General features: G+C 71.3%; 19 protein-coding genes and 1 rRNA gene. 12 read left to right on the plus strand and 8 right to left on the minus strand.

From position 1 onward, the window contains the following. Positions 1-29 precede the first annotated feature (29 nt). Together ACFY8W_RS12930 and ACFY8W_RS12935 are read right to left on the minus strand one after the other, a co-directional pair. Complete coding sequence (locus tag ACFY8W_RS12930) at positions 30-1,028, minus strand: inorganic phosphate transporter (protein ID WP_391103760.1); 999 nt, start codon at positions 1,026-1,028, stop codon at positions 30-32. A gap of 6 nt (positions 1,029-1,034) precedes the next feature. Continuing rightward, complete coding sequence (locus ACFY8W_RS12935; protein WP_386863762.1) at positions 1,035-1,655, minus strand: DUF47 domain-containing protein; 621 nt, start codon at positions 1,653-1,655, stop codon at positions 1,035-1,037. Between the two features lie 193 nt (positions 1,656-1,848). Between ACFY8W_RS12935 and ACFY8W_RS12940 the strand changes: the two genes are divergently transcribed. Further along, positions 1,849-2,199 (plus strand): metal-sensing transcriptional repressor, encoded by a 351-nt coding sequence (locus ACFY8W_RS12940; RefSeq protein ID WP_391103763.1) that lies wholly within the window; start codon positions 1,849-1,851, stop codon positions 2,197-2,199. A 93-nt stretch (positions 2,200-2,292) separates the two neighbouring features. Here the strand turns inward: ACFY8W_RS12940 and ACFY8W_RS12945 are convergent, their stop codons facing one another. Beyond that, the gene (locus ACFY8W_RS12945) at positions 2,293-2,469 is read right to left on the minus strand and encodes a hypothetical protein (RefSeq protein ID WP_391103766.1); all 177 of its coding nucleotides are present in this window, start codon (positions 2,467-2,469) and stop codon (positions 2,293-2,295) included. A 150-nt stretch (positions 2,470-2,619) separates the two neighbouring features. Further along, complete coding sequence (locus ACFY8W_RS12950) at positions 2,620-3,441, minus strand: hypothetical protein (protein WP_391103769.1); 822 nt, start codon at positions 3,439-3,441, stop codon at positions 2,620-2,622. Positions 3,442-3,539: 98 nt separating this feature from the next. Between ACFY8W_RS12950 and ACFY8W_RS12955 the strand changes: the two genes are divergently transcribed. Further along, positions 3,540-3,692: a hypothetical protein gene (locus ACFY8W_RS12955; RefSeq protein ID WP_391103914.1), complete on the plus strand. Its 153-nt coding sequence runs from the start codon at positions 3,540-3,542 to the stop codon at positions 3,690-3,692. Between the two features lie 47 nt (positions 3,693-3,739). Here the strand turns inward: ACFY8W_RS12955 and ACFY8W_RS12960 are convergent, their stop codons facing one another. Next, positions 3,740-4,447, minus strand: a complete 708-nt coding sequence (locus ACFY8W_RS12960; protein ID WP_391103772.1) for a phosphatase PAP2 family protein — start codon at positions 4,445-4,447, stop codon at positions 3,740-3,742. A gap of 240 nt (positions 4,448-4,687) precedes the next feature. Continuing rightward, positions 4,688-5,722, minus strand: a complete 1,035-nt coding sequence (locus tag ACFY8W_RS12965) for an NlpC/P60 family protein (RefSeq protein ID WP_391103775.1) — start codon at positions 5,720-5,722, stop codon at positions 4,688-4,690. Between the two features lie 362 nt (positions 5,723-6,084). Between ACFY8W_RS12965 and ACFY8W_RS12970 the strand changes: the two genes are divergently transcribed. The 6 genes from ACFY8W_RS12970 (at position 6,085) to ACFY8W_RS12995 (ending at position 13,167) form a co-directional block, all read left to right on the plus strand. Further along, positions 6,085-6,393, plus strand: a complete 309-nt coding sequence (locus ACFY8W_RS12970) for a hypothetical protein (protein WP_046908545.1) — start codon at positions 6,085-6,087, stop codon at positions 6,391-6,393. A 126-nt stretch (positions 6,394-6,519) separates the two neighbouring features. Next, entirely contained in the window at positions 6,520-7,323 is an 804-nt protein-coding gene (locus ACFY8W_RS12975) for a hypothetical protein (protein WP_391103778.1), read from the plus strand. Further along, positions 7,313-8,653, plus strand: coding sequence for a hypothetical protein (locus ACFY8W_RS12980; protein WP_391103781.1), 1,341 nt, complete (start codon positions 7,313-7,315; stop codon positions 8,651-8,653). The genes ACFY8W_RS12975 and ACFY8W_RS12980 overlap by 11 nt, the downstream gene beginning before the upstream one ends. Beyond that, the gene (locus tag ACFY8W_RS12985; RefSeq protein WP_391103784.1) at positions 8,650-10,203 is read left to right on the plus strand and encodes an SCO6880 family protein; all 1,554 of its coding nucleotides are present in this window, start codon (positions 8,650-8,652) and stop codon (positions 10,201-10,203) included. The genes ACFY8W_RS12980 and ACFY8W_RS12985 overlap by 4 nt, the downstream gene beginning before the upstream one ends. Before the next feature lie 20 nt (positions 10,204-10,223). Then, positions 10,224-11,612 carry an ATP-binding protein gene (locus tag ACFY8W_RS12990; RefSeq protein ID WP_391103787.1) on the plus strand — a complete coding sequence of 463 codons (1,389 nt, stop codon included), beginning with the start codon at positions 10,224-10,226 and terminating at the stop codon, positions 11,610-11,612. Position 11,613: 1 nt separating this feature from the next. Beyond that, complete coding sequence (locus ACFY8W_RS12995; protein ID WP_391103790.1) at positions 11,614-13,167, plus strand: type VI secretion protein; 1,554 nt, start codon at positions 11,614-11,616, stop codon at positions 13,165-13,167. Here ACFY8W_RS12995 and ACFY8W_RS13000 read toward each other — a convergent pair. Next, entirely contained in the window at positions 13,157-13,723 is a 567-nt protein-coding gene (locus ACFY8W_RS13000; RefSeq protein ID WP_391103793.1) for a GNAT family N-acetyltransferase, read from the minus strand. The genes ACFY8W_RS12995 and ACFY8W_RS13000 overlap by 11 nt on opposite strands. 191 nt (positions 13,724-13,914) lie before the next feature. Between ACFY8W_RS13000 and ACFY8W_RS13005 the strand changes: the two genes are divergently transcribed. Genes ACFY8W_RS13005 through ACFY8W_RS13020 form a run of 4 tightly spaced genes read left to right on the plus strand, consistent with a single transcriptional unit; the run spans position 13,915 to position 17,539 of the window. After that, entirely contained in the window at positions 13,915-14,841 is a 927-nt protein-coding gene (locus tag ACFY8W_RS13005) for an ATP-binding cassette domain-containing protein (protein WP_391103796.1), read from the plus strand. Then, positions 14,838-15,596: an ABC transporter permease gene (locus ACFY8W_RS13010; protein WP_391103799.1), complete on the plus strand. Its 759-nt coding sequence runs from the start codon at positions 14,838-14,840 to the stop codon at positions 15,594-15,596. The genes ACFY8W_RS13005 and ACFY8W_RS13010 overlap by 4 nt, the downstream gene beginning before the upstream one ends. 42 nt (positions 15,597-15,638) lie before the next feature. Further along, on the plus strand, positions 15,639-16,865 hold the full coding sequence (locus ACFY8W_RS13015) for a histidine kinase (RefSeq protein WP_391103802.1): 1,227 nt from the start codon (positions 15,639-15,641) through the stop codon (positions 16,863-16,865). Continuing rightward, the gene (locus tag ACFY8W_RS13020) at positions 16,862-17,539 is read left to right on the plus strand and encodes a response regulator (RefSeq protein WP_391103805.1); all 678 of its coding nucleotides are present in this window, start codon (positions 16,862-16,864) and stop codon (positions 17,537-17,539) included. Before ACFY8W_RS13015 ends, ACFY8W_RS13020 begins: the two co-directional genes overlap by 4 nt. Positions 17,540-17,647: 108 nt before the next feature. Here ACFY8W_RS13020 and rrf read toward each other — a convergent pair. Further along, positions 17,648-17,764: ribosomal RNA gene (rrf, locus tag ACFY8W_RS13025) — 5S ribosomal RNA — on the minus strand. Between the last annotated feature and the right edge of the window lie 145 nt (positions 17,765-17,909).

Consider the following 17,909-nt stretch of genomic DNA (forward strand, 5'->3'; position numbering starts at 1 on the left):
AGCCACGGCCGAAGCCGTCGACCGGGGTCCTAGCCGAAGAAGAGCTGCACCACGTAGAAGCTCACCGCGGCCACCAGCGCCGCCGCCGGCATGGTGATGAACCAGCCCAGGATGATGTTCTTGGCGACGCCCCAGCGGACCGCGTTCACCCGCTTCGTGGCACCCACGCCCATGATCGCGGAGGTGATGACGTGGGTCGTGGAGATCGGCGCGTGGAAGAGGAACGCCGAGCCGAACATGATCGAGGCGCCGGTGGTCTCGGCCGCGAAGCCCTGCGGCGGGTCCAGCTCGATGATCTTGCGGCCGAGGGTCCGCATGATCCGCCAGCCGCCCGCGTACGTACCGAGCGAGAGCATCACGGCACACGCGATCTTCACCCAGACCGGGATCTCGTCGCCCTGCTGCTGCACGTCGGCGATGACCAGGGCCATCACCACGATGCCCATCGTCTTCTGGGCGTCCTGGAGGCCGTGGCCGAGCGCCATGCCGGCCGCCGAGACGGTCTGGGCGATGCGGAAGCCGCGCTTGGCCTTGTGCGGGTTGGCCTTGCGGAAGATCCACAGGATCGCGCACATGACCAGGTAACCGGCGATCAGACCGACGACCGGCGAGACGAACATCGGGATGACGATCTTCTCGAGGACGCCCGACCAGATGACCTCCGTGCCACCCGCGAGCGCCGCGCCCACCATGCCGCCGAACAGCGCGTGCGAGGAGGAGGACGGCAGACCGAAGTACCAGGTGACGAGGTTCCAGATGATCGCGCCGACCAGCGCGGCGAAGAGGATGCCCATCCCCTTGTCGCCGTGCGGGGTCTCGATCAGGCCCTCGCTGACGGTCTTGGCGACGCCGCTGCCGAGGAAGGCACCGGCGAGGTTCATGACCGCGGCCATCGCGAGCGCCGCCCGCGGGGTCAGCGCCCGGGTCGACACCGAGGTGGCGATGGCGTTCGCGGAGTCGTGGAACCCGTTCGTGTAGGTGAAGCCGAGCGCGACACCGATGGTCACGATCAGAGCGAAGGTGTCCACGAAGCCTCAGGACTCCTTGACGGCGATGGTCTCCACCGTGTTCGCCACGTGCTCGAAGGCGTCGGCGGCCTCTTCCAGCACATCCACGACCTGCTTGAGCTTCAGCACCTCGATGGCGTCGTACTTGCCGTTGAAGAGGTGGGCGAGCAGCTTGCGGTGGATCTGGTCGGCCTGGTTCTCGAGCCGGTTGACCTCGATCCAGTACTCGGTGAGGTTGGACATGGTCCGCAGGTTCGGCATGGCCTCGGCGGTCAGCTCGGCCGCGCGCGCCAGCACCTCGATCTGCTGCTCGACACCCTTGGGGAGCTCCTCGATGTTGTAGAGGACGACCAGATCGACGGCCTCCTCCATGAAGTCCATGATGTCGTCGAGGGAGGAGGCGAGGGAGTAGATGTCCTCGCGGTCGAACGGCGTGATGAACGAGGAGTTCAGCTGGTGGAAGATGGCGTGGGTCGCGTCGTCGCCGGCGTGCTCCGCTGCCCGCATCCGTTCCGCGATCTCGGCCCGGGCGGAAGGCTCCGCCCCGAGCAGTTCCATCAGGAGCTTGGCGCCCGTGACGATGTTGTCCGCGGACGCGGCGAACATGTCGTAGAAGCTCGTCTCCCTGGGGGTCAGACGAAATCGCACGTGGGGTCCTCGGGGTGCTGGGTTTCGGTCAGGCTGATGCTAGGCGCATCATCCGGCCACGGCTAACCGGCGTCCCTTCAGTGTCGCCCATCAGGCACAGTGATCTGCACGGGCCCCCGCCCCGATTCGCGGGGATCGGTACCATATACCCACGAGGGGTATGTACACCCTTTCTGGACAGCGGGAGGACGCGATGACGACCACCGAGGCGGCGGCCGAGGTCACCCCCGAGACCGCCGAGGCGACCGGCCACGAGCACGGCGTGCACGGCTACCACAAGCAGAAGGACGAACACCTCAAGCGGCTGCGCCGGATCGAGGGCCAGATCCGCGGTCTCCAGCGGATGGTCGACGAGGACGTCTACTGCATCGACATCCTCACCCAGGTCTCCGCCTCGACGAAGGCGCTGCAGTCCTTCGCCCTCCAGCTCCTGGAGGAGCACCTGCGGCACTGCGTCGCGGACGCGGCGACCAAGGGCGGCGACGAGATCGAGGCGAAGGTCGAGGAGGCCACCAAGGCCATCGCACGCATGATGCGCACCTGAGACCGCCCCGCCCGCCGAGGCCCGGCCTCCCGCCGCCGTCGGCGCCGGCGAGGCACAGGCCACCGGCCACCGGCCACCGGCCACCGGCAAGTCCTAGCGGCTGTCGCCGCCGACCCGGAGCACCTCGTCGATACGGTCGGCACTCAGCCGTTCCTCGTCGATGGCCGAGGCCGCGATGATCAGCTCACCGCACAGCTCGATCTCGGCAAGGGCGACGCACTCGGGATCGCCTGGCGCGGTCGCGGTACCGGTCCCGGGCGGCGGAGCCATGCGCGTTCACCTCTTCCTGCCGACGTCGTCTCCCAGCGTAGGGAGCGGCACACGGACCGCACATGACACGTCCGGACCATTTGCCCATGGTTCGCAAGAGAGGATCAGGCCTCGGAAGGTCAGGCCTCGAAAGGATCGGGCCTCGGGAGGTCAGGCCTTGATCTTCCCGGCGTAGATGTCCGCGCGGTCCGGCAGCTTCACGGTCACCCGCGCCCCGAACCCGTACAGCAGCGTCGTCGACGCGACCGCGACCGTGCGGCCCTGGTTGCTGAAGCTGAACTGGTGGCGCACCTTGCGCAGCCGCCCCTCCCGGTCCAGATACGCGTCGAACGGCACCGCGTCCGTGGTGAACCCTTTCGCCGCCGCTGCCAGTGCCCCGCGCACCTGCGGTGAGGCCAGCCGGGCGGCCTCGGCGATGTCCGCGACACCGCGGTAGTGCCGGACCTTCACCCCGGCGAGCTCGATCTCCCCGACGTACGTCACCCGGCGCGCCCCGCGCAGCAGCTCGGCCGCGGCGGCCGGGTCGGTGGCCCCGCCGGTGACCAGGTTGCCGTCGTCGAGGGCGGTGGTGTCCACCCGTACCCACTTGTCGGCGGGCACCCCGGCGCCCCGGTTCTTCATGTAGAGCGCGCCGGGCGCGAGCAGCTCAGTGATCGGGCGGTGCGCGCTCTCCCCGGCGGCGTCCTTGGGCAGCACCACCTGGAGGCTGCCGGTGCGCCGGCGGAAGTCGTAGAGGCCCTCGCCGCGGATGGTGACCCGGGTGCCGCCGGAGGCCATCTCCATGGACGTGCTCGCCTTGGACGACCCGGCGCGGGTCAGCGCCTCGGCCGCGCCGCGCACGGTCCGCACGGGATCGCCGCCGGGCGCGGCGTCGTCCCCGGGAGCGGCGCAGCCGCCGACCACACCGCCGCCGACCGCCAGCGCCGCGGTCACGACCCACACCCGGCCCGTGCGCCCGTTCCGCACCACCATCGCCTGCCAACCCCCAACGCCGTGCCGCCGCTGTCCGGATCCCGCCCACCGGATAACGACGGTCCGGGCGCCCCGTCACGCGCAGTACGGTGGTGGACGTGCATCACACGGAGACCACGGAAAGCGGTTCGTTCGCCTTCGCCCGATGCAGCTGCGGCTGGCGCGGCCCGGCGCGCAGGTCCCGCGACCGGGCACGCATGGACGCGGAGGGGCACACGGAGGAGATGCGCGGCGTGGGCCGCGCCTCCTGACGGACCCGCCCGCAGGTACGGCCCCGGTCCGGGAACGTGACGGCGGATCAGGCGGCGAGGTCGCTCTCGCCGGCGCCGAGCCGGGGCTCGGCGACGGCGGTCTCGGCGACGGCCGGCCGTTCCGCGGCACGCCGGGAGCGCACGAGCCGGGCGCCGCGCCGGGAGCGGGCGACGGCCGAGACGACCGGGGTCAGCAGGGCCAGCGCGAGCGGCGCGAGCAGCAGCGCGACGGCGGTGCCGAGGGCGAGTCCGCCGACGACGTCGGTCGGGTAGTGGACGCCCATGTAGACCCGGCAGAAGGCCTCGGTGAGGGCGAGCCCGATGGCGAGCAGGCCGAAGCGCCGGTGGGCGACGAAGACGCCGACGGCGATGGCCATCGCCATGGTGGCGTGGTCGCTCACGAAGCTGTAGTCGGTCTTGCCGGCGACGAGGACCTCGAGCCCCTGGTGGTCCTTGAAGGGCCGGGGACGCTCGACGAACCCGCGGATCGGGATGTTGACGAGGAGCGCGATGCCGGCGGCGAGCGGCGCCCACAGGAGCCCGGCGACGCCGGCGACGGAGTCGCCGGGCGCACCGCGCCGGCGGACGCTCCACCAGCAGCCGAGCCCGACGAGGACGAGGCCGAGCATGATGCCGTACTCGCCGACGAACTCCATGACGCGGTCGAACCACGGCGGGGCGGCCTTCGCGAGCCCGTTGATGTCGTAGAGCAGGCTGACATCGGGGTTCGAACCGTCCGATGCGAGTCCAGCCATCTGCTGCGGCCCCTTGCTGTCGTGTGGTGGTGTCCAACCCCCGTGGTCAGAGTGGTCGGATCGGGAAACGATCCACCCGAGGGCAGCGTTCCGCTCCCCGCCCAAGATCACTAGGACGTTATCGAAAGGTGACGGCCCGTCGCACCCCAGGGCCGAAGGCTCACGGAGCGTGGTCCGCGAAGCCTGGACCACCGAGCCCGGATCACGGAGCCCGGTCCACGGACTCCGCCGGCCGGCCCGTCACTGCTGCGGAAGATGCGTCGGCAGGGCGGCGGCACCGTCCTCGGTGACGCGGGTCGCCCCGAAGTAGTCGGGCGTGTCGATCCGGTCGAAGCGGATCACCGCACCGGTGCGCGGCGCGTCGATCATGTACCCGCCGCCGACGTAGATGCCCACGTGCCTGATCGCCCGCGAGTTCGTCAGATCGTCGGAGAAGAAGACGAGATCGCCCGGCAGCAGCTCGTCCCTGCTCGGATGGGGACCCGCGTTGTACTGGTCGTTGGCCACGCGCGGCAGGCCGATCCCGACCGACTCGTACGCCGCCTGGGTGAGTCCGGAACAGTCGAACCGCCCGCCCTGGGCCGCCGTGCCCGTACCGCCCCAGAGATACGGCGTGCCCAGCTTCTGCTGCGCGTAGTAGATCGCCCCGGCGGCCTGCCGGGACGGGTCGACCCGCCCGACCGGCCGGGCGAAGCTCTTCTCCAGCGAACGGATGATCCGCACGTAGTTCTGCGTCTCGCTGATCCGCGGCACGCCGCCGGACCTGATGACCCGGTAGGCGCCCGCGTTGTAGGCGGCGAGCATGTTGTTCGTACGGTCGCCCGGCACGTTCTTCACGTAGCCGGCCAGCTCGCAGTCGTACGAGGCCGCCGACGGAATCGCGTCCTTCGGGTCCCACACGTCCCGGTCGCCGTCCCCGTCACCGTCGATGCCGTGCGCGGCCCAGGTGCCGGGGATGAACTGGGCGATGCCACGGGCGTTCGCCGGCGAGACGATGGTCGGGTTCCAGCCGCTCTCCTGGTAGAGCTGCGCGGCGAGCAGCGCGGGGTTGATCGCCGGGCACAGGTTGCCCCACTTCTGCACGAGCCCCTGGTACGCGGCGGGCACGGCACCCTTGGCCAGCGCCACGGTCCCGTTCTTCCCGTTCCCGGCCCCTCCGAGGATCCCGGCGGCGGCGGAGTACGTCCCGACGACGAGCAGCGCGACGAAGGTGAGGCAGACCCCGACGACCCCGCCACCCACCAGCCACGCCCTGCGCGCCTTACGCACCGTCAACCACCCCTCGGTTCCTGGCAGTACGCCCCGCCGACCCAGTCTAGGCGGGCAGCCGCTCCCGAGGGCGTGGACGAACCGGACGCGACGGACTTCTCCGCACCGCGCGGCGCCCCAAAGGTGCCACAACGACAATCATTGCCCGGAGTCACCCTGCGTGATACACAGAGTGACCATACGCGTCCTCGCATACAAACCGGCCACACCGTCGCAGGTCAAGACGGTCGGATCGGTCAACTGTGCGGGGATCGGGTAAAGAGAGCCGTCAAGCCGTCACACGCGAGCGGTTTCATCAGCGAAGATAGGTCGACGACCCATGCCGTCCGGCAGGGGCGACGAACTACCCAACAGGGGCGGTGAGTTACATGTACCTGGCGGCCGAGAAGGGCGACATCACCACCATCATCGGTGGAATCGCCCCGAACTGGGGGCCTTTCGGGAGCCTTGGTGCCGAAGCGAAGGTGATGATCGAGGTCGTGATGGCCGTGGCCATCCTGCTCTGTCTCGGCATCGCCATCTGGGGCGCGGCCAAGCAGCGTATCGGGGCCACCGCCCTGCGCGACACCTTCAGCGCCGAACAGGGCAAGGGCCTGATCGTGGCCGGCCTGACCGGCGTCTTCATCATCGGCTCGCTGGGGACGCTCTTCACCATCGTGTACGGGATGGCCGTCTGACGGCCGTCTGACCCGTTTCTCACCACCGAGGTCGCGTTCCCTGATGTCCAGTCACCACGCCGCGCCCGCGCGGAAACCAGCACGGCTTTCGTCGTACCCGCGAACGGTCGAGGGGGCGTACCCGGCATGAGCTTCGGCGACGAGCACGACGGCCAGACCCGTACCCGCCTCCCGGAGACCGGCACCACCACGCGACCCCCTGCCCGGAGCGGCCGCTCCCTCTTCGCGGTGGTCGGCGTGGTGATCCTCCTGGTCGCGGCCATCGCCCTCGCCAACCGCGGCGACGGCACACCCGAATCCGGCACCCGCGGCGCGGGCCCGGACGCCCGGGCCGGCTCGGCCGCCCCCACCTCCGCGACGGGCGTCCGCCCGGTCACCGGCAAGAACGGCACCATCCCGACGGGCTTCGCGCACGACGAGCAGGGGGCGCAGAGCGCGGCGGCGAACTATGCGGTGGCGCTGGTCTCCGCCGACATCCTCAAGCCGGAGCGGCGTGGTGAGATCGTGCGAGGGGTGTTCGTCGACGACAAGGTCGGCGACATGGAAAGCAAGCTGAACCAGGCGTACAGCAGGGACTTCCTCGACAAGCTGGGCCTCGACGAGCAGGGCAACGCCGCCCCCGGCATGACGTACGTGTCGCGCACGGCCCCCGTCGGCACCAAGGTGACCCAGTACGGGGACAAAGCGGCCATCGTCGAGGTCTGGTGCACGGGCGTGTTCGGCACGGCCGGAGTCAGCTCCACCAACCCCGTGACGAACGACTGGTTCACGATGACGCTCGCCCTGCGCTGGACCGGCGACGACTGGAAGGTCGACTCCTTCTCGCAGAAGGAGGGACCCGCGCCGGTCAACACCGACCGCACGGCCTCCGACGCCGACGCCATCGCCAAGGCCGTCCAGGAGTTCGGAGGCTTCACCTATGCGCGCTGACTCCCGCCCCGCTCTTCGTCTGACGACGGCTCTGGTCGCCGTCCAGACCACCGCCGTCCTGCTGGCCGCACGCGCCTACGCCGCGCCGACGCCCACGCCGCCGCCCGCACCGACGCCCTCACCGTCGCAGTCGGCCAAGACCCAGTGCGACCTCATCGTCGGCCCCGCCCGCGACTACTGCGAGAACGGCCAGCAGTCCCCCGGCTCCCGCGCGCGGCTCGACGACCCCAACGCCGCGCTCGACCCGCTCTCCTCCCTCGCCAACGGCTGCGCCAAGGCCGCCGCCTGGGTCGTCGACACGCTGTCGAAGGCCGTGAAGGAGACCGCCGCGGTCGACTTCACGAACCTCGAGTTCCTCGGCCGCTACGCCGTCGTCTTCGCCGCCGCCACCTTCCTCACCCTCCTCCTCTGGCTGCTCGCCGTCGCCAAGCGCGCCATCCGCGGCGTGCCGCTGACCACCGCGATCTCCGAGGCGATCGGGTTCCTCTGGCTGACGGTCCTCGCCTCCGCCTTCACGCCCCTCATCCTGTACACCGTCGTCAACGCCACCGACGCCGTCACCGAGGTCATCGCCTCCGGCACCGGCCAGCAGACCGACGTCTTCTTCGGCAGCTTCAAGCAGGCCCTGGAGAAGGGCGACAGCATCGGCGGCGGGCCGATCATGCTGATCATCGTGTCCCTCGTGACGATCCTCGCCGCCGGCGTGCTCTACCTCGAACTCGTGCTGCGCGCCGTGCTGCTCTACGTCGGCGCCCTGCTCGGCGTCGTCGTCTACTCCGGGCTCGTCGACAAGAACATGTGGGGCCACGTCCGCCGCTGGGCGGGCATCATGATCGCGGTGATCCTGGTCAAGCCGGTCATCGTCATCGTCCTCGGCCTCGCCGGCGCGCTGTCCTCCGGCACCGGGCCCGACGCGTTCTCCGCCGTCGTCTCCGGCCTCGCCATCATCCTGCTCGCGATCTTCGCCTCCGCGATGATCTACCGCTTCGTGCCCGGCTTCGGCGACGAGATCATCGCCTCCCGCAACAACCGCCTGCACCGCGCCGGCGAGAACACCGCGGCCGCCGTCATCTCCTCCCCCGCCTCCCTCGTGTCCCAGGGCATCAAGACGCACAGCACCCGCAGCGACGGCGGAGGCGGCGGTCAGGCCTCCGGCGGCAGCACGCCCCGCCCCGCCAACCCGCTCTCCGGCGGCGTCGCCGCCCACAGCAGCCGCGGCTCCTCGGGCGGCGGTACGGGTGCCACGCCCCCGCCCCGTAACAGCAGTCCCACCGCGGGCACCCCGCACAGCAACCGCAAGAACACAGGAGCAGGAGGTGCAGGGCGTTGACGACCCAGTCCCAGCCGGTCTCGCCCCGCCGCACGTATCTCATCGGCCGCGCCCGGCCGAACGCGATCGTCGGCAAGAACCGCGAGACCGGCGAGATCGCGCTCATCATCGCCGGCGCCTTCCTCGGCATGATGAGCGGACTGATCGTCCCCGTCCTGTCCCTGCGCATCGTGCTGCTCATGGGCTTCCCGCTGATCGCCCTCGCCATGGTGTACGTGCCGTACAAGCACCGCACCTTCTACAAGTGGTTCGAGATCAACCGCAGTTACAAGCGCATGCTCAAGCGCGGCACCGCCTACCGCTCCGCCGCGACCGAGGCCGGCACCCGTCTCGACGGCCGCGAGGTCGAGATCGGCCCGCCGCCCGGCATCGGCCGGGTCAGCTGGCTGTCCGCGCCCTTCGGCCCCGACGAGATCGCCGTCCTCCTGCACGCCGACCGCCGCACCGTCACCGCCGCCATCGAGATCGAGGGCCCCGGCGTCGGCCTGCGCGACTCCGAGGACCAGGAAGCCCTCGTCGACCGCTTCGGCACCCTCCTCAAGCACGTCGCCAACGGGGACGGCTTCGTCACCCGCCTCCAGATGCTCGCCCGCACCCTCCCGGCCGACCCCGACGCCCACGCCAAGGACGTCGCCCAGCGCGGCGACCACCAGGCCCCGGCCTGGCTCCAGGAGTCGTACGACCAGCTCCAGTCCATGGTGTCGACCTCCAGCGAGCAGCACCGCGCCTACCTCGTCGCGTGCATGCACTACACCCGCGAGCTGGCCGCCGAGGCCAACGCCATGGCCCGCGCCGCCCGGCACGCCTCCGGCGCCCGCCGCCTCGACCGCGACGCCGGCCTCGCCGTCGTCATGGCCCGCGAGCTCACCGACATCTGCGCCCGCCTCGCCGAGGCCGACATCCGCGTCCGCCAGCCCCTCGGCCAGTCCCGGCTCGCCTCCCTCGTGCACTCCATGTACGACCCGGACCACCCCATCGACCACATCCAGGCCATGACGAAACGAAACGCTTGGCCGGCCGAACTCGACGCCATGGAGCCCACCTACCTCCAGGCCAAGACCCGCGAGTCCGCCACCCGCGCCCCCTGGTGCCACGCCACCGCCTGGGTCAAGGAGTGGCCGATGACGCCCGTCGGCGTCAACTTCCTCGCCCCGCTGCTCGTCCACACGCCCGACGTCATCCGGACCGTCGCCGTGACCATGGACCTGGAGCCCACCGAGGTCGCCATCGAGCGCATGCTCACCGAGAAGACCAACGACGAGGCCGAGGCCTCCCGCCAGGCCAAGATGAACCGCACCGTCGACCCGCGCGACATCGCCGCCCACGGCCGGCTCGACCAGCGGGGTGAAGATCTCGCGAGCGGCGCGGCAGGCGTCAACCTCGTCGGGTACATCACCGTATCGGCGCGCTCCCCCGAGGCCCTCGCCCGGGACAAGCGCACGATCAGGGCCTCCGCCGGCAAGTCCTACCTGAAGCTGGAGTGGTGCGACCGCGAGCACCACCGGGCCTTTGTGAACACCTTGCCGTTCGCGACCGGCATCCGCCGCTAGGGCCGAAGGGGCACAGACCGATGCGAGATCCGCTGTCCGTCCTCACCGAAGCCTTCACCTCCTTCCTCTTCGGGAAGGTCGAGACGACCCGCCTGCCCGTGCGCACCTCCACGGGCCAGGCCCAGGCCGTCTACCTGCCGACCGCGGCCCCCGGCCTCGGCGACTCCGGCGTGATCATCGGCCGCGAGGTCTACAGCGGCAAGGGGTACATCTACGACCCCTTCCAGCTGTACGGCCAGCAGCTCCCGGCCCCCCACTGGCTGGTCCTGGGCGAATCCGGCAACGGAAAGTCGGCCCTCGAGAAGACCTACGTCCTGCGCCAGCTCCGCTTCCGCGACCGCCAGGTCGTCGTCCTCGACGCCCAGGGCGAGGACGGCGTGGGCGAATGGAACCTCATCGCCCAGCAGCTGGGAATAACTCCCATCCGGCTCGACCCGATGGTCGCCAACGACGACGGCATCCGCCTCAACCCCCTCGACCCCGCCATCACCACGACCGGCCAGCTCGCCCTGCTGCGCACCATCATCGAGGTGGCGATGGGCCACGGCCTCGACGAGCGCTCCGGCTTCGCGCTCAAGGTCGCCCACGCCTACGTCACCGAGCACATCACCGACCGCCAGCCGATCCTCACGGACATCGTCGAGCAACTCCGTCACCCCGAAGCCGAATCCGCCGAGGCGATGAACGTCGACATAGACGACGTACGGGCCTGGGGCCTCGACGTCGCGCTCGTCCTCGACCGCCTGGTCGACGGCGACCTCCGCGGCATGTTCGACGGCCCCACCACGGTCGGCATCGACCTGGACGCCCCGCTGATCGTCTTCGACCTCTCCCACATCGACCGCAACTCCATCGCCATGCCGATCCTCATGGCGATCGTCGGCGTGTGGCTGGAACACACCTGGATCCGCCCCGACCGGAAGAAGCGCATCTTCCTCGTCGAGGAGGCCTGGCACATCATCAACAGCCCCTTCGTCGCGCAGCTCTTCCAGCGCCTGCTCAAGTTCGGCCGCCGCCTCGGCCTCTCCTTCGTGGCGGTCGTCCACCACCTCTCCGACGTGGTCGACGGAGCGGCGGCCAAGGAAGCCGCGGCCATCCTCAAGATGGCCTCCACCCGCACGATCTACGCCCAGAAGGCGGACGAGGCCCGCAACACCGGCCGGGTCCTCGGCCTCCCCCGCTGGGCGGTCGAGATCATCCCGACCCTCACCCCCGGCATCGCCGTCTGGGACGTCAACGGCAACGTCCAGGTGGTGAAGCACCTGATCACCGAGAACGAGCGCCCGCTCGTCTACACGGACCGCGCCATGACCGAGTCGTCCGTCACCGACCAGGAACTGGAGTGGGAGACGGAACAGCGCGCGATGCTCATCGAGCAGCAGATGAACGACCAGTCGACGGTGGCGTGACGTGGAGAAAGAGGTACGAGGGCAGGGCGGCGGCATCCCCGACGGTTTCGTGGTCGGGCTGCTCGCCCTGCTGCTCGGCCTCGCCGTCCTGATCTGGACGGCGACCGGTCTGGCCGGCCTGCTGGCCCACGGCGGCTGGCCCCCGGGCGTGACCTTCACCCGCACCCCGCAGGCCCTCCGGTCCCTGATGACCGCCCCGACGGACCTGGCAGCCGCCTGGCCGACGACACCCCCGGGGACCCTCTCGGGCTACGGCCTCTTCTGGGGCCTGGCGATCGGCGAGGCGATGGTCCTGACCGTCCTCGCCGTGTTCGTCCTGGGCACCTTCGCCCGCTGGCGCACGGTCCGGGCGCACCGGAAGACGACGGCGGTAAGGGGCCGGCAGCCGGAGCGGACGCCGGAGCGGGGGCGGGAAGTGTCCGGAGCCGGCGGCGAACTCCCCGAGCGCGGTGAGGTGGAGGTGGCGGTCCGGCCTCCCTCCCCCGTGGAGGCCCCGGACACCGCGAACCCACCGACGGCGGTGCACCCACCGTCCGCCGAAGAGGCGCCACGGTTCACGGTCCCACCCCAAGTGACGGCGGCCCCCCAAGCCGCGGCGGCCGGGACGGACCTCACGGCCCCCCAGGGCACCTCCCGGATCGTCTACGCCCCCGCCGCCACCCGCCGCCCCACCGCCGCACAGGCGGTGACGGACGCCGAGGGCGCCGCGCTCGTCGTGACCTCCGACCCGGCCCTGTGGGCCGACACCAAGGACGCCCGCGCCAAGCTGGGCCCTGTCCTCGTCTACGACCCGGGCCACCTCTGCGACACTCCCGCCCGGCTCCACTGGAACCCGGCCGAGCGCTGCGAGGACCCCGACACGGCCCGGGAACGCGCGGTGGCACTGCTCGCGCCCGTACGCCCCCAGTCCCGGCTCGACGCGGCCCTCGCGGACACCGCCGAAACGCTCCTGCGCTGCTGGCTGCACGCCGCCGCCATAGACGGCCGGCCGTTCAAGCAGGTGCACCGCTGGGCACAGGGCGCCGACGCCCACGAGCCCGTACGGATCCTCCGTACCCACCCCAAGGCCGCCGCCGGCCACGCCGGACTCCTCGAATCGGCCCTCACCGCCCACCCCGAACGCCGCCGGACCGCGCAGGAACTGACGGCGCGTGCGCTCTCCGGCCTCTCCTCGATCCACATCAGGCAGGCCTGTACGCCGAATCGAACGGATTCGCTCACGCTGGCATCTTTCGTCGCCGAGCAGGGCACCCTGTACGTGGTGGGTGAACCGATCGAGGACCCGCGTACCCACCCGGGCGCGATGCCCCTCCTCACCGCGCTCGCCGCAAGCGTGGTCGAGCACGGCCGCCGCATGGCCGCACGGTCATCCGACGGTCGGCTCGACCCACCACTGACGCTCGTCCTCGACGACGTCGCGGCCGTCGCGCCGATCCCCCGGCTCCCCGAACTCGTCGCCACGGGCGCGGACACCGGCCTGCCGACCCTCGCCCTGATGCGCTCCCAGGAACAGGCCAGGTCCCGCTGGCCGGAGCACTACTCGCTCAGCCGCTGACCGCCCGCGGAATCTCGTACTCCACCTCGCGCGCCGACGGGTCATTCGGCATCGGGACGGTCTCGCCCGATGCGACGAAGCCGAACTTCCGGTAGAAGGCGGCGGCCCGGACGTTGTCCTCGTGCACGTACAGCCGCACCCGCTCGATCGGGGGCTCCGGCAGCGACCACGACCAGTCCACCGCCGCCCGGAACAGGGCGTCCGTCACGCCGGCGCCGCGCGCCTCGGGCCGTACGAACACGCCCACGACGTGCGTCTGGTCGACCTTCGCCGCATCCCCGAACCGCACCTCGTCCGAGGGCCGCTCGACGAGCACGCTCACCGAGCCGACCCAGCGCCCGTCCGGCGTCTCCGCCACGAACTGACGCACCCGCCCGTCACCGGTCTCGGCCGCCCCCGAGGCCCGCCCCTGCCAGAAGGAGTCGGGCTGCGCGGAGGCGTCCTCGTACGTCTCCAGGAAGGCGATGCTCGCGACCGGGTCCTGAAGGGCGGCGAGCCGCAGCTCGCGCACCTTCTCCCACTCGTCGGCGCGGATGGTGCGTATCGAATAGTCCATGCGCCCGATCCTCGCGACCGGCACACGCCGCTGACAAGGCCTTTTCCTCACAGCCACCTCCCACAGCCGGCCCGGAGCCGTCCAGCGGCTCCCTGAAGGGGGCCGGTGTCGTACCTGGGTACGACACCCACCGCCCACCGCCCACCCCCGGTCCGACGCCCCGGCCCAGCCCGCTCCCTAGCGTCGGAAGCATGATCCGAGCAGAGAGACTCACCAAGCGCTACGGCGACCGGACCGTCGTCCGCGACCTCTCCTTCACCGTCCGCCCCGGCTCCGTCACCGGCTTCCTCGGCCCCAACGGCGCCGGGAAGTCCACCACCCTGCGCATGCTCCTCGGCCTCGACGCCCCGACCCACGGCCGCGCGACCATCGCCGGCCGCCCGTACGCCGAACATCCGGCCCCGCTCACCCAGGTCGGCGCCCTCCTCGAAGCCCGCTCGCTCCACCCGGGCCGCAGCGCCCGCCACCACCTCACGGCCCTGGCGCTCACCCACGGCATCCCGCGCTCCCGCGTCGACCACGTCCTCGACCTCGCCGGACTCACCGAGGTCGCCGACCGGCGCGTCAAGGGCTTCTCGCTCGGCATGGGCCAGCGCCTCGGCATCGCCGCCGCCCTCCTCGGCGACCCGGCCGCCGTCGTCCTCGACGAACCCGTCAACGGACTCGACCCCGAGGGCGTGCTGTGGATCCGCACGCTGCTCAAGTCGCTCGCCGCCGAAGGCCGTACGGTCCTCGTCTCCTCCCACCTGATGAGCGAGACGGCCCTCACCGCCGACCACCTCGTCGTCATCGGCAAGGGCCGGCTCCTCGCCGACACGACCGTCACCGACCTCGTGCGGGAGGCCGGCGGCACCACCGTCAAGGTCGTCAGCCCCGACACCGACCGCCTGCGCACCCTGCTCACCGGACCCCCGTCGGTACGGCTGACCGCGGACGGCCCGGACACCCTCCAGGTCACCGGCCTCGACGCCGCCGACATCGGCCGTACCGCCGCCGCCCACGGCGTACCGCTGTACGAACTCACCCCGCAGACCGCCTCCCTGGAGCAGGCGTTCATGGACCTCACCCACGACTCCGTCGAATACCACGGACACCAGAGCCAGGGAGCCGCCGCGTGATCACCCCGACCCGAGTACTGCGCTCCGAATGGCACAAGCTGTGGACGGTCCGCTCCACCTGGGCGACCCTGCTCACCGCCGTCACGCTCGTCCTCGGCGTCGGCATCCTCATGGGCGCCACCTACACCTCCGGCGGCGGCGACTCCGACGTCGACACCGTCGTCCTCACCCTCTTCGGCTCACAGCTCGGCGGCATCGCCCTCGCCGTCCTCGGCATCCTCCTCACCGCGGGCGAGTACGCCACCGGCCTGGTCCGCGCGACCCTCACCGCCGTCCCGCGCCGCCTGCCCGTCCTGTGGGCGAAGGCCGCGGTCTTCACGGGCGTCGTGTTCACCGTCTCCCTCCTGACCGCCCTGATCACCTTCCAGAGCGCCCAGGTCTTCCTCGACGACACCGACCAGGCCGCCTCCCTCACCGACGACGGCGTCCTCACCGCCATCGCCGGGAACGCCGCCGGCGTCACCCTCCTCGGGCTCGTCGCCCTCGGCCTGGGCGCCGCGCTCCGCTCGGTTCCGGGCGCGCTCGGCGCGTTCATCGGCGGCGTGATGGTCCTGCCGGAGGTCCTCGGGATGCTCCCGTACGAGAGCGTCGACACGGTCATCCGCTACTTCCCCACCCAGGCGGCCGGCGCCCTCGGCTCCGCCGCCCCGCTCCCCGGCGCCGCCACACCCGGCGCGGCCCTCCTGGCCCTGCTCGTGTGGGCGGCCGCGTCCCTCGTCCTCCCGGCGGCGCTGCTCAGGCGCCGCGACGTGTGAGAACGAGCCGCAGGGACGAGAAGCGTGGGTGAGGATGTGCGGGTGACGACGGAGACTCCAGGCCCCACCGGCCCGAGCCGGTACGTCCAGCGCGCGCTGGCCCGGTCACGCGCCTTCGACCGGGCCCGCCCCCAGCTCTGGGACACGGCCCTGACCGCCGGCTGGACGCTGGCCGCCCTCGTCGACGCGGCCGGCGGCTGGCGGAACACGGCCCGGGACCCGTCCGTGGCGCCCTGGCTGGTCCTCACGACCACCCTCGTCCTCTCCGTCCCGCTCTACTGGCGCCGCCGCCGGCCGATGGCGGCCCTGGCGGTGATGGCGGGCGGGGCGCTCGTCAGCGCCATCTCGGGCGCCTTCCTGCAGGCCGCGTTCCTGCAGGCGATCCCGGTGTTCCACATCGCCCTGAACCGGCCGCCCCGCGCCCTGCTGTGGTCCGCCGCCCTGATCGTGCCGCCGCTGGTGACGGGTGCGCTCCGCTGGCAGGCCGAGACGTGGGACGTGCACGTCGTCCCGAACCTGTGGGCGTACGCGATCGTCGCGCTCCTCGGCATCACGGTCCGCTCGCGCCGCGAGGAACGCGAACAGGAGGTCCGCCTGGCCGCCGCCGCCGAACGCGCGCGCATCGCCCGGGAGATGCACGACATCATCGGCCACAACCTCTCCGTCATCACCGGCCTCGCGGACGGCGGCCGGTACGCCGCCGCCAAGAACCCCGAACGCGCCGCCCAGGCCCTCGACGCCATCGGCACCACGAGCCGCCAGGCCCTCGGCGAACTCCGCCGCCTGCTGGGCGTCCTGAGGGAGGAGGAGACGCGGAGCACCGCGCCGGAGTCCGCGGAACGCGCCCCGCAACCCGGCCTCGCGGACCTCCCGGCCCTCGTCGAGGGCGTACGGACAGCAGGCCTCCGCGTCCGTACGGAACTGTCCTCCGCGCCGCACGCGCTGTCTCCCGGCGCCCAGCTGACGGTCTACCGCGTGGCCCAGGAAGCCCTCACGAACACGCTGAAGCACGCCGGTGAGGGAGCGGAATCGACGATGACGCTGACGTACGGCCCCGGGTCCGTGACCCTCACGGTCACCGACACGGGCCGGGGCCCCACGGACCCGGCTCCGGGCCAGGACCGCCCGGGCCAGGGCCTGGTGGGAATGCGCGAGCGCGCGGCGCTCTACGAAGGCACACTCGAATGCGGCCCGCCACGGGAAGGCGGCGGCTGGCAGGTCCGGCTCACCCTTCCCCACCACCCGACCCCGGAGGACAGCACCTCGTGACCACGGTCCTGATCGCGGACGACCAGCCGATGCAGCGCTTCGGCTTCCGCATGCTGCTGGAGAGCCAGGACGACATGACGGTCGTCGACGAGGCCGCCAACGGCACGGAGGCCGTCCGCCTGGCCGACCGCCACCACCCGGACGTCGTCCTGATGGACATCCGCATGCCCGGACTCGACGGCATCGAGGCCACCCGCCGCATCGTCGCCACCGGCGACCGCACGCGCGTCCTGATCGTCACGACCTTCGACCTGGACGAGTACGCGTACGAGGGCCTGCGCGCCGGCGCGAGCGGCTTCCTGGTGAAGGACGCCCAGCCCGAGGAGCTCCTCGCCGGAATCCGCGCGGTCGCGAGCGGCGACGCGGTGGTGGCCCCGAGCCTGACCCGCCGTCTCCTCGACACCTACGTCCACCACCTCCCGCCGTCCCCGAAGACGAACACCGCGGCCGCCCCCGAGCAGGACCCTCGGCTGTCGGCCCTCACGGACCGCGAGCGCGAGATCCTGACGGTCATAGGCCGGGGCTGGACCAACACGGAAATCGCGGGCCGGCTCCATCTCGCCGAATCCACGGTGAAGACCCATGTCACCCGCATCCTGGCGAAGACGGGCTCGCGCGACCGCGTCCAGGCGGTCATCCTGGCCTACGACACGGGCCTGGTGACGCCGGCCTGAGGGCCCGCGAAAGGGGCCCTGAGAGGGCCTGGCCTGAAAGGTCCTGAAAAAGGTCGTGAACGCAGAAAAGCCCCGCACCATAAGGTGCGGGGCTTTCCCACAATGATTGTTCGGCGGCGTCCTACTCTCCCACAGGGTCCCCCCTGCAGTACCATCGGCGCTGAAAGGCTTAGCTTCCGGGTTCGGAATGTAACCGGGCGTTTCCCTAACGCTATGACCACCGAAACACTATGAAGTTGAACCGCCGCACCTCCCGAAGGGGGGCGTGTTCGTTACTTCAGAACTAACACAGTGGACGCGAGCAACTGAGGACAAGCCCTCGGCCTATTAGTACCGGTCAGCTCCACCCATTACTGGGCTTCCACATCCG

This window comes from Streptomyces sp. NPDC012637 (assembly GCF_042954805.1).
Taxonomy (GTDB): Bacteria; Actinomycetota; Actinomycetes; order Streptomycetales; family Streptomycetaceae; genus Streptomyces.

Bases quoted from the DNA above. Each gene is read 5' to 3' on its own strand.
- ACFY8W_RS12940 (WP_391103763.1), top strand. From the start codon at position 1,849: ATGACGACCACCGAGGCGGCGGCCGAGGTCACCCCCGAGACCGCCGAG.
- ACFY8W_RS12945 (WP_391103766.1), bottom strand. From the start codon at position 2,469: ATGGCTCCGCCGCCCGGGACCGGTACCGCGACCGCGCCAGGCGATCCC.
- ACFY8W_RS12950 (WP_391103769.1), bottom strand. From the start codon at position 3,441: ATGGTGGTGCGGAACGGGCGCACGGGCCGGGTGTGGGTCGTGACCGCG.
- ACFY8W_RS12960 (WP_391103772.1), bottom strand. From the start codon at position 4,447: ATGGCTGGACTCGCATCGGACGGTTCGAACCCCGATGTCAGCCTGCTC.
- ACFY8W_RS12970 (WP_046908545.1), top strand. From the start codon at position 6,085: ATGTACCTGGCGGCCGAGAAGGGCGACATCACCACCATCATCGGTGGA.
- ACFY8W_RS12975 (WP_391103778.1), top strand. From the start codon at position 6,520: ATGAGCTTCGGCGACGAGCACGACGGCCAGACCCGTACCCGCCTCCCG.
- ACFY8W_RS12980 (WP_391103781.1), top strand. From the start codon at position 7,313: ATGCGCGCTGACTCCCGCCCCGCTCTTCGTCTGACGACGGCTCTGGTC.
- ACFY8W_RS12990 (WP_391103787.1), top strand. From the start codon at position 10,224: ATGCGAGATCCGCTGTCCGTCCTCACCGAAGCCTTCACCTCCTTCCTC.
- ACFY8W_RS13000 (WP_391103793.1), bottom strand. From the start codon at position 13,723: ATGGACTATTCGATACGCACCATCCGCGCCGACGAGTGGGAGAAGGTG.
- ACFY8W_RS13005 (WP_391103796.1), top strand. From the start codon at position 13,915: ATGATCCGAGCAGAGAGACTCACCAAGCGCTACGGCGACCGGACCGTC.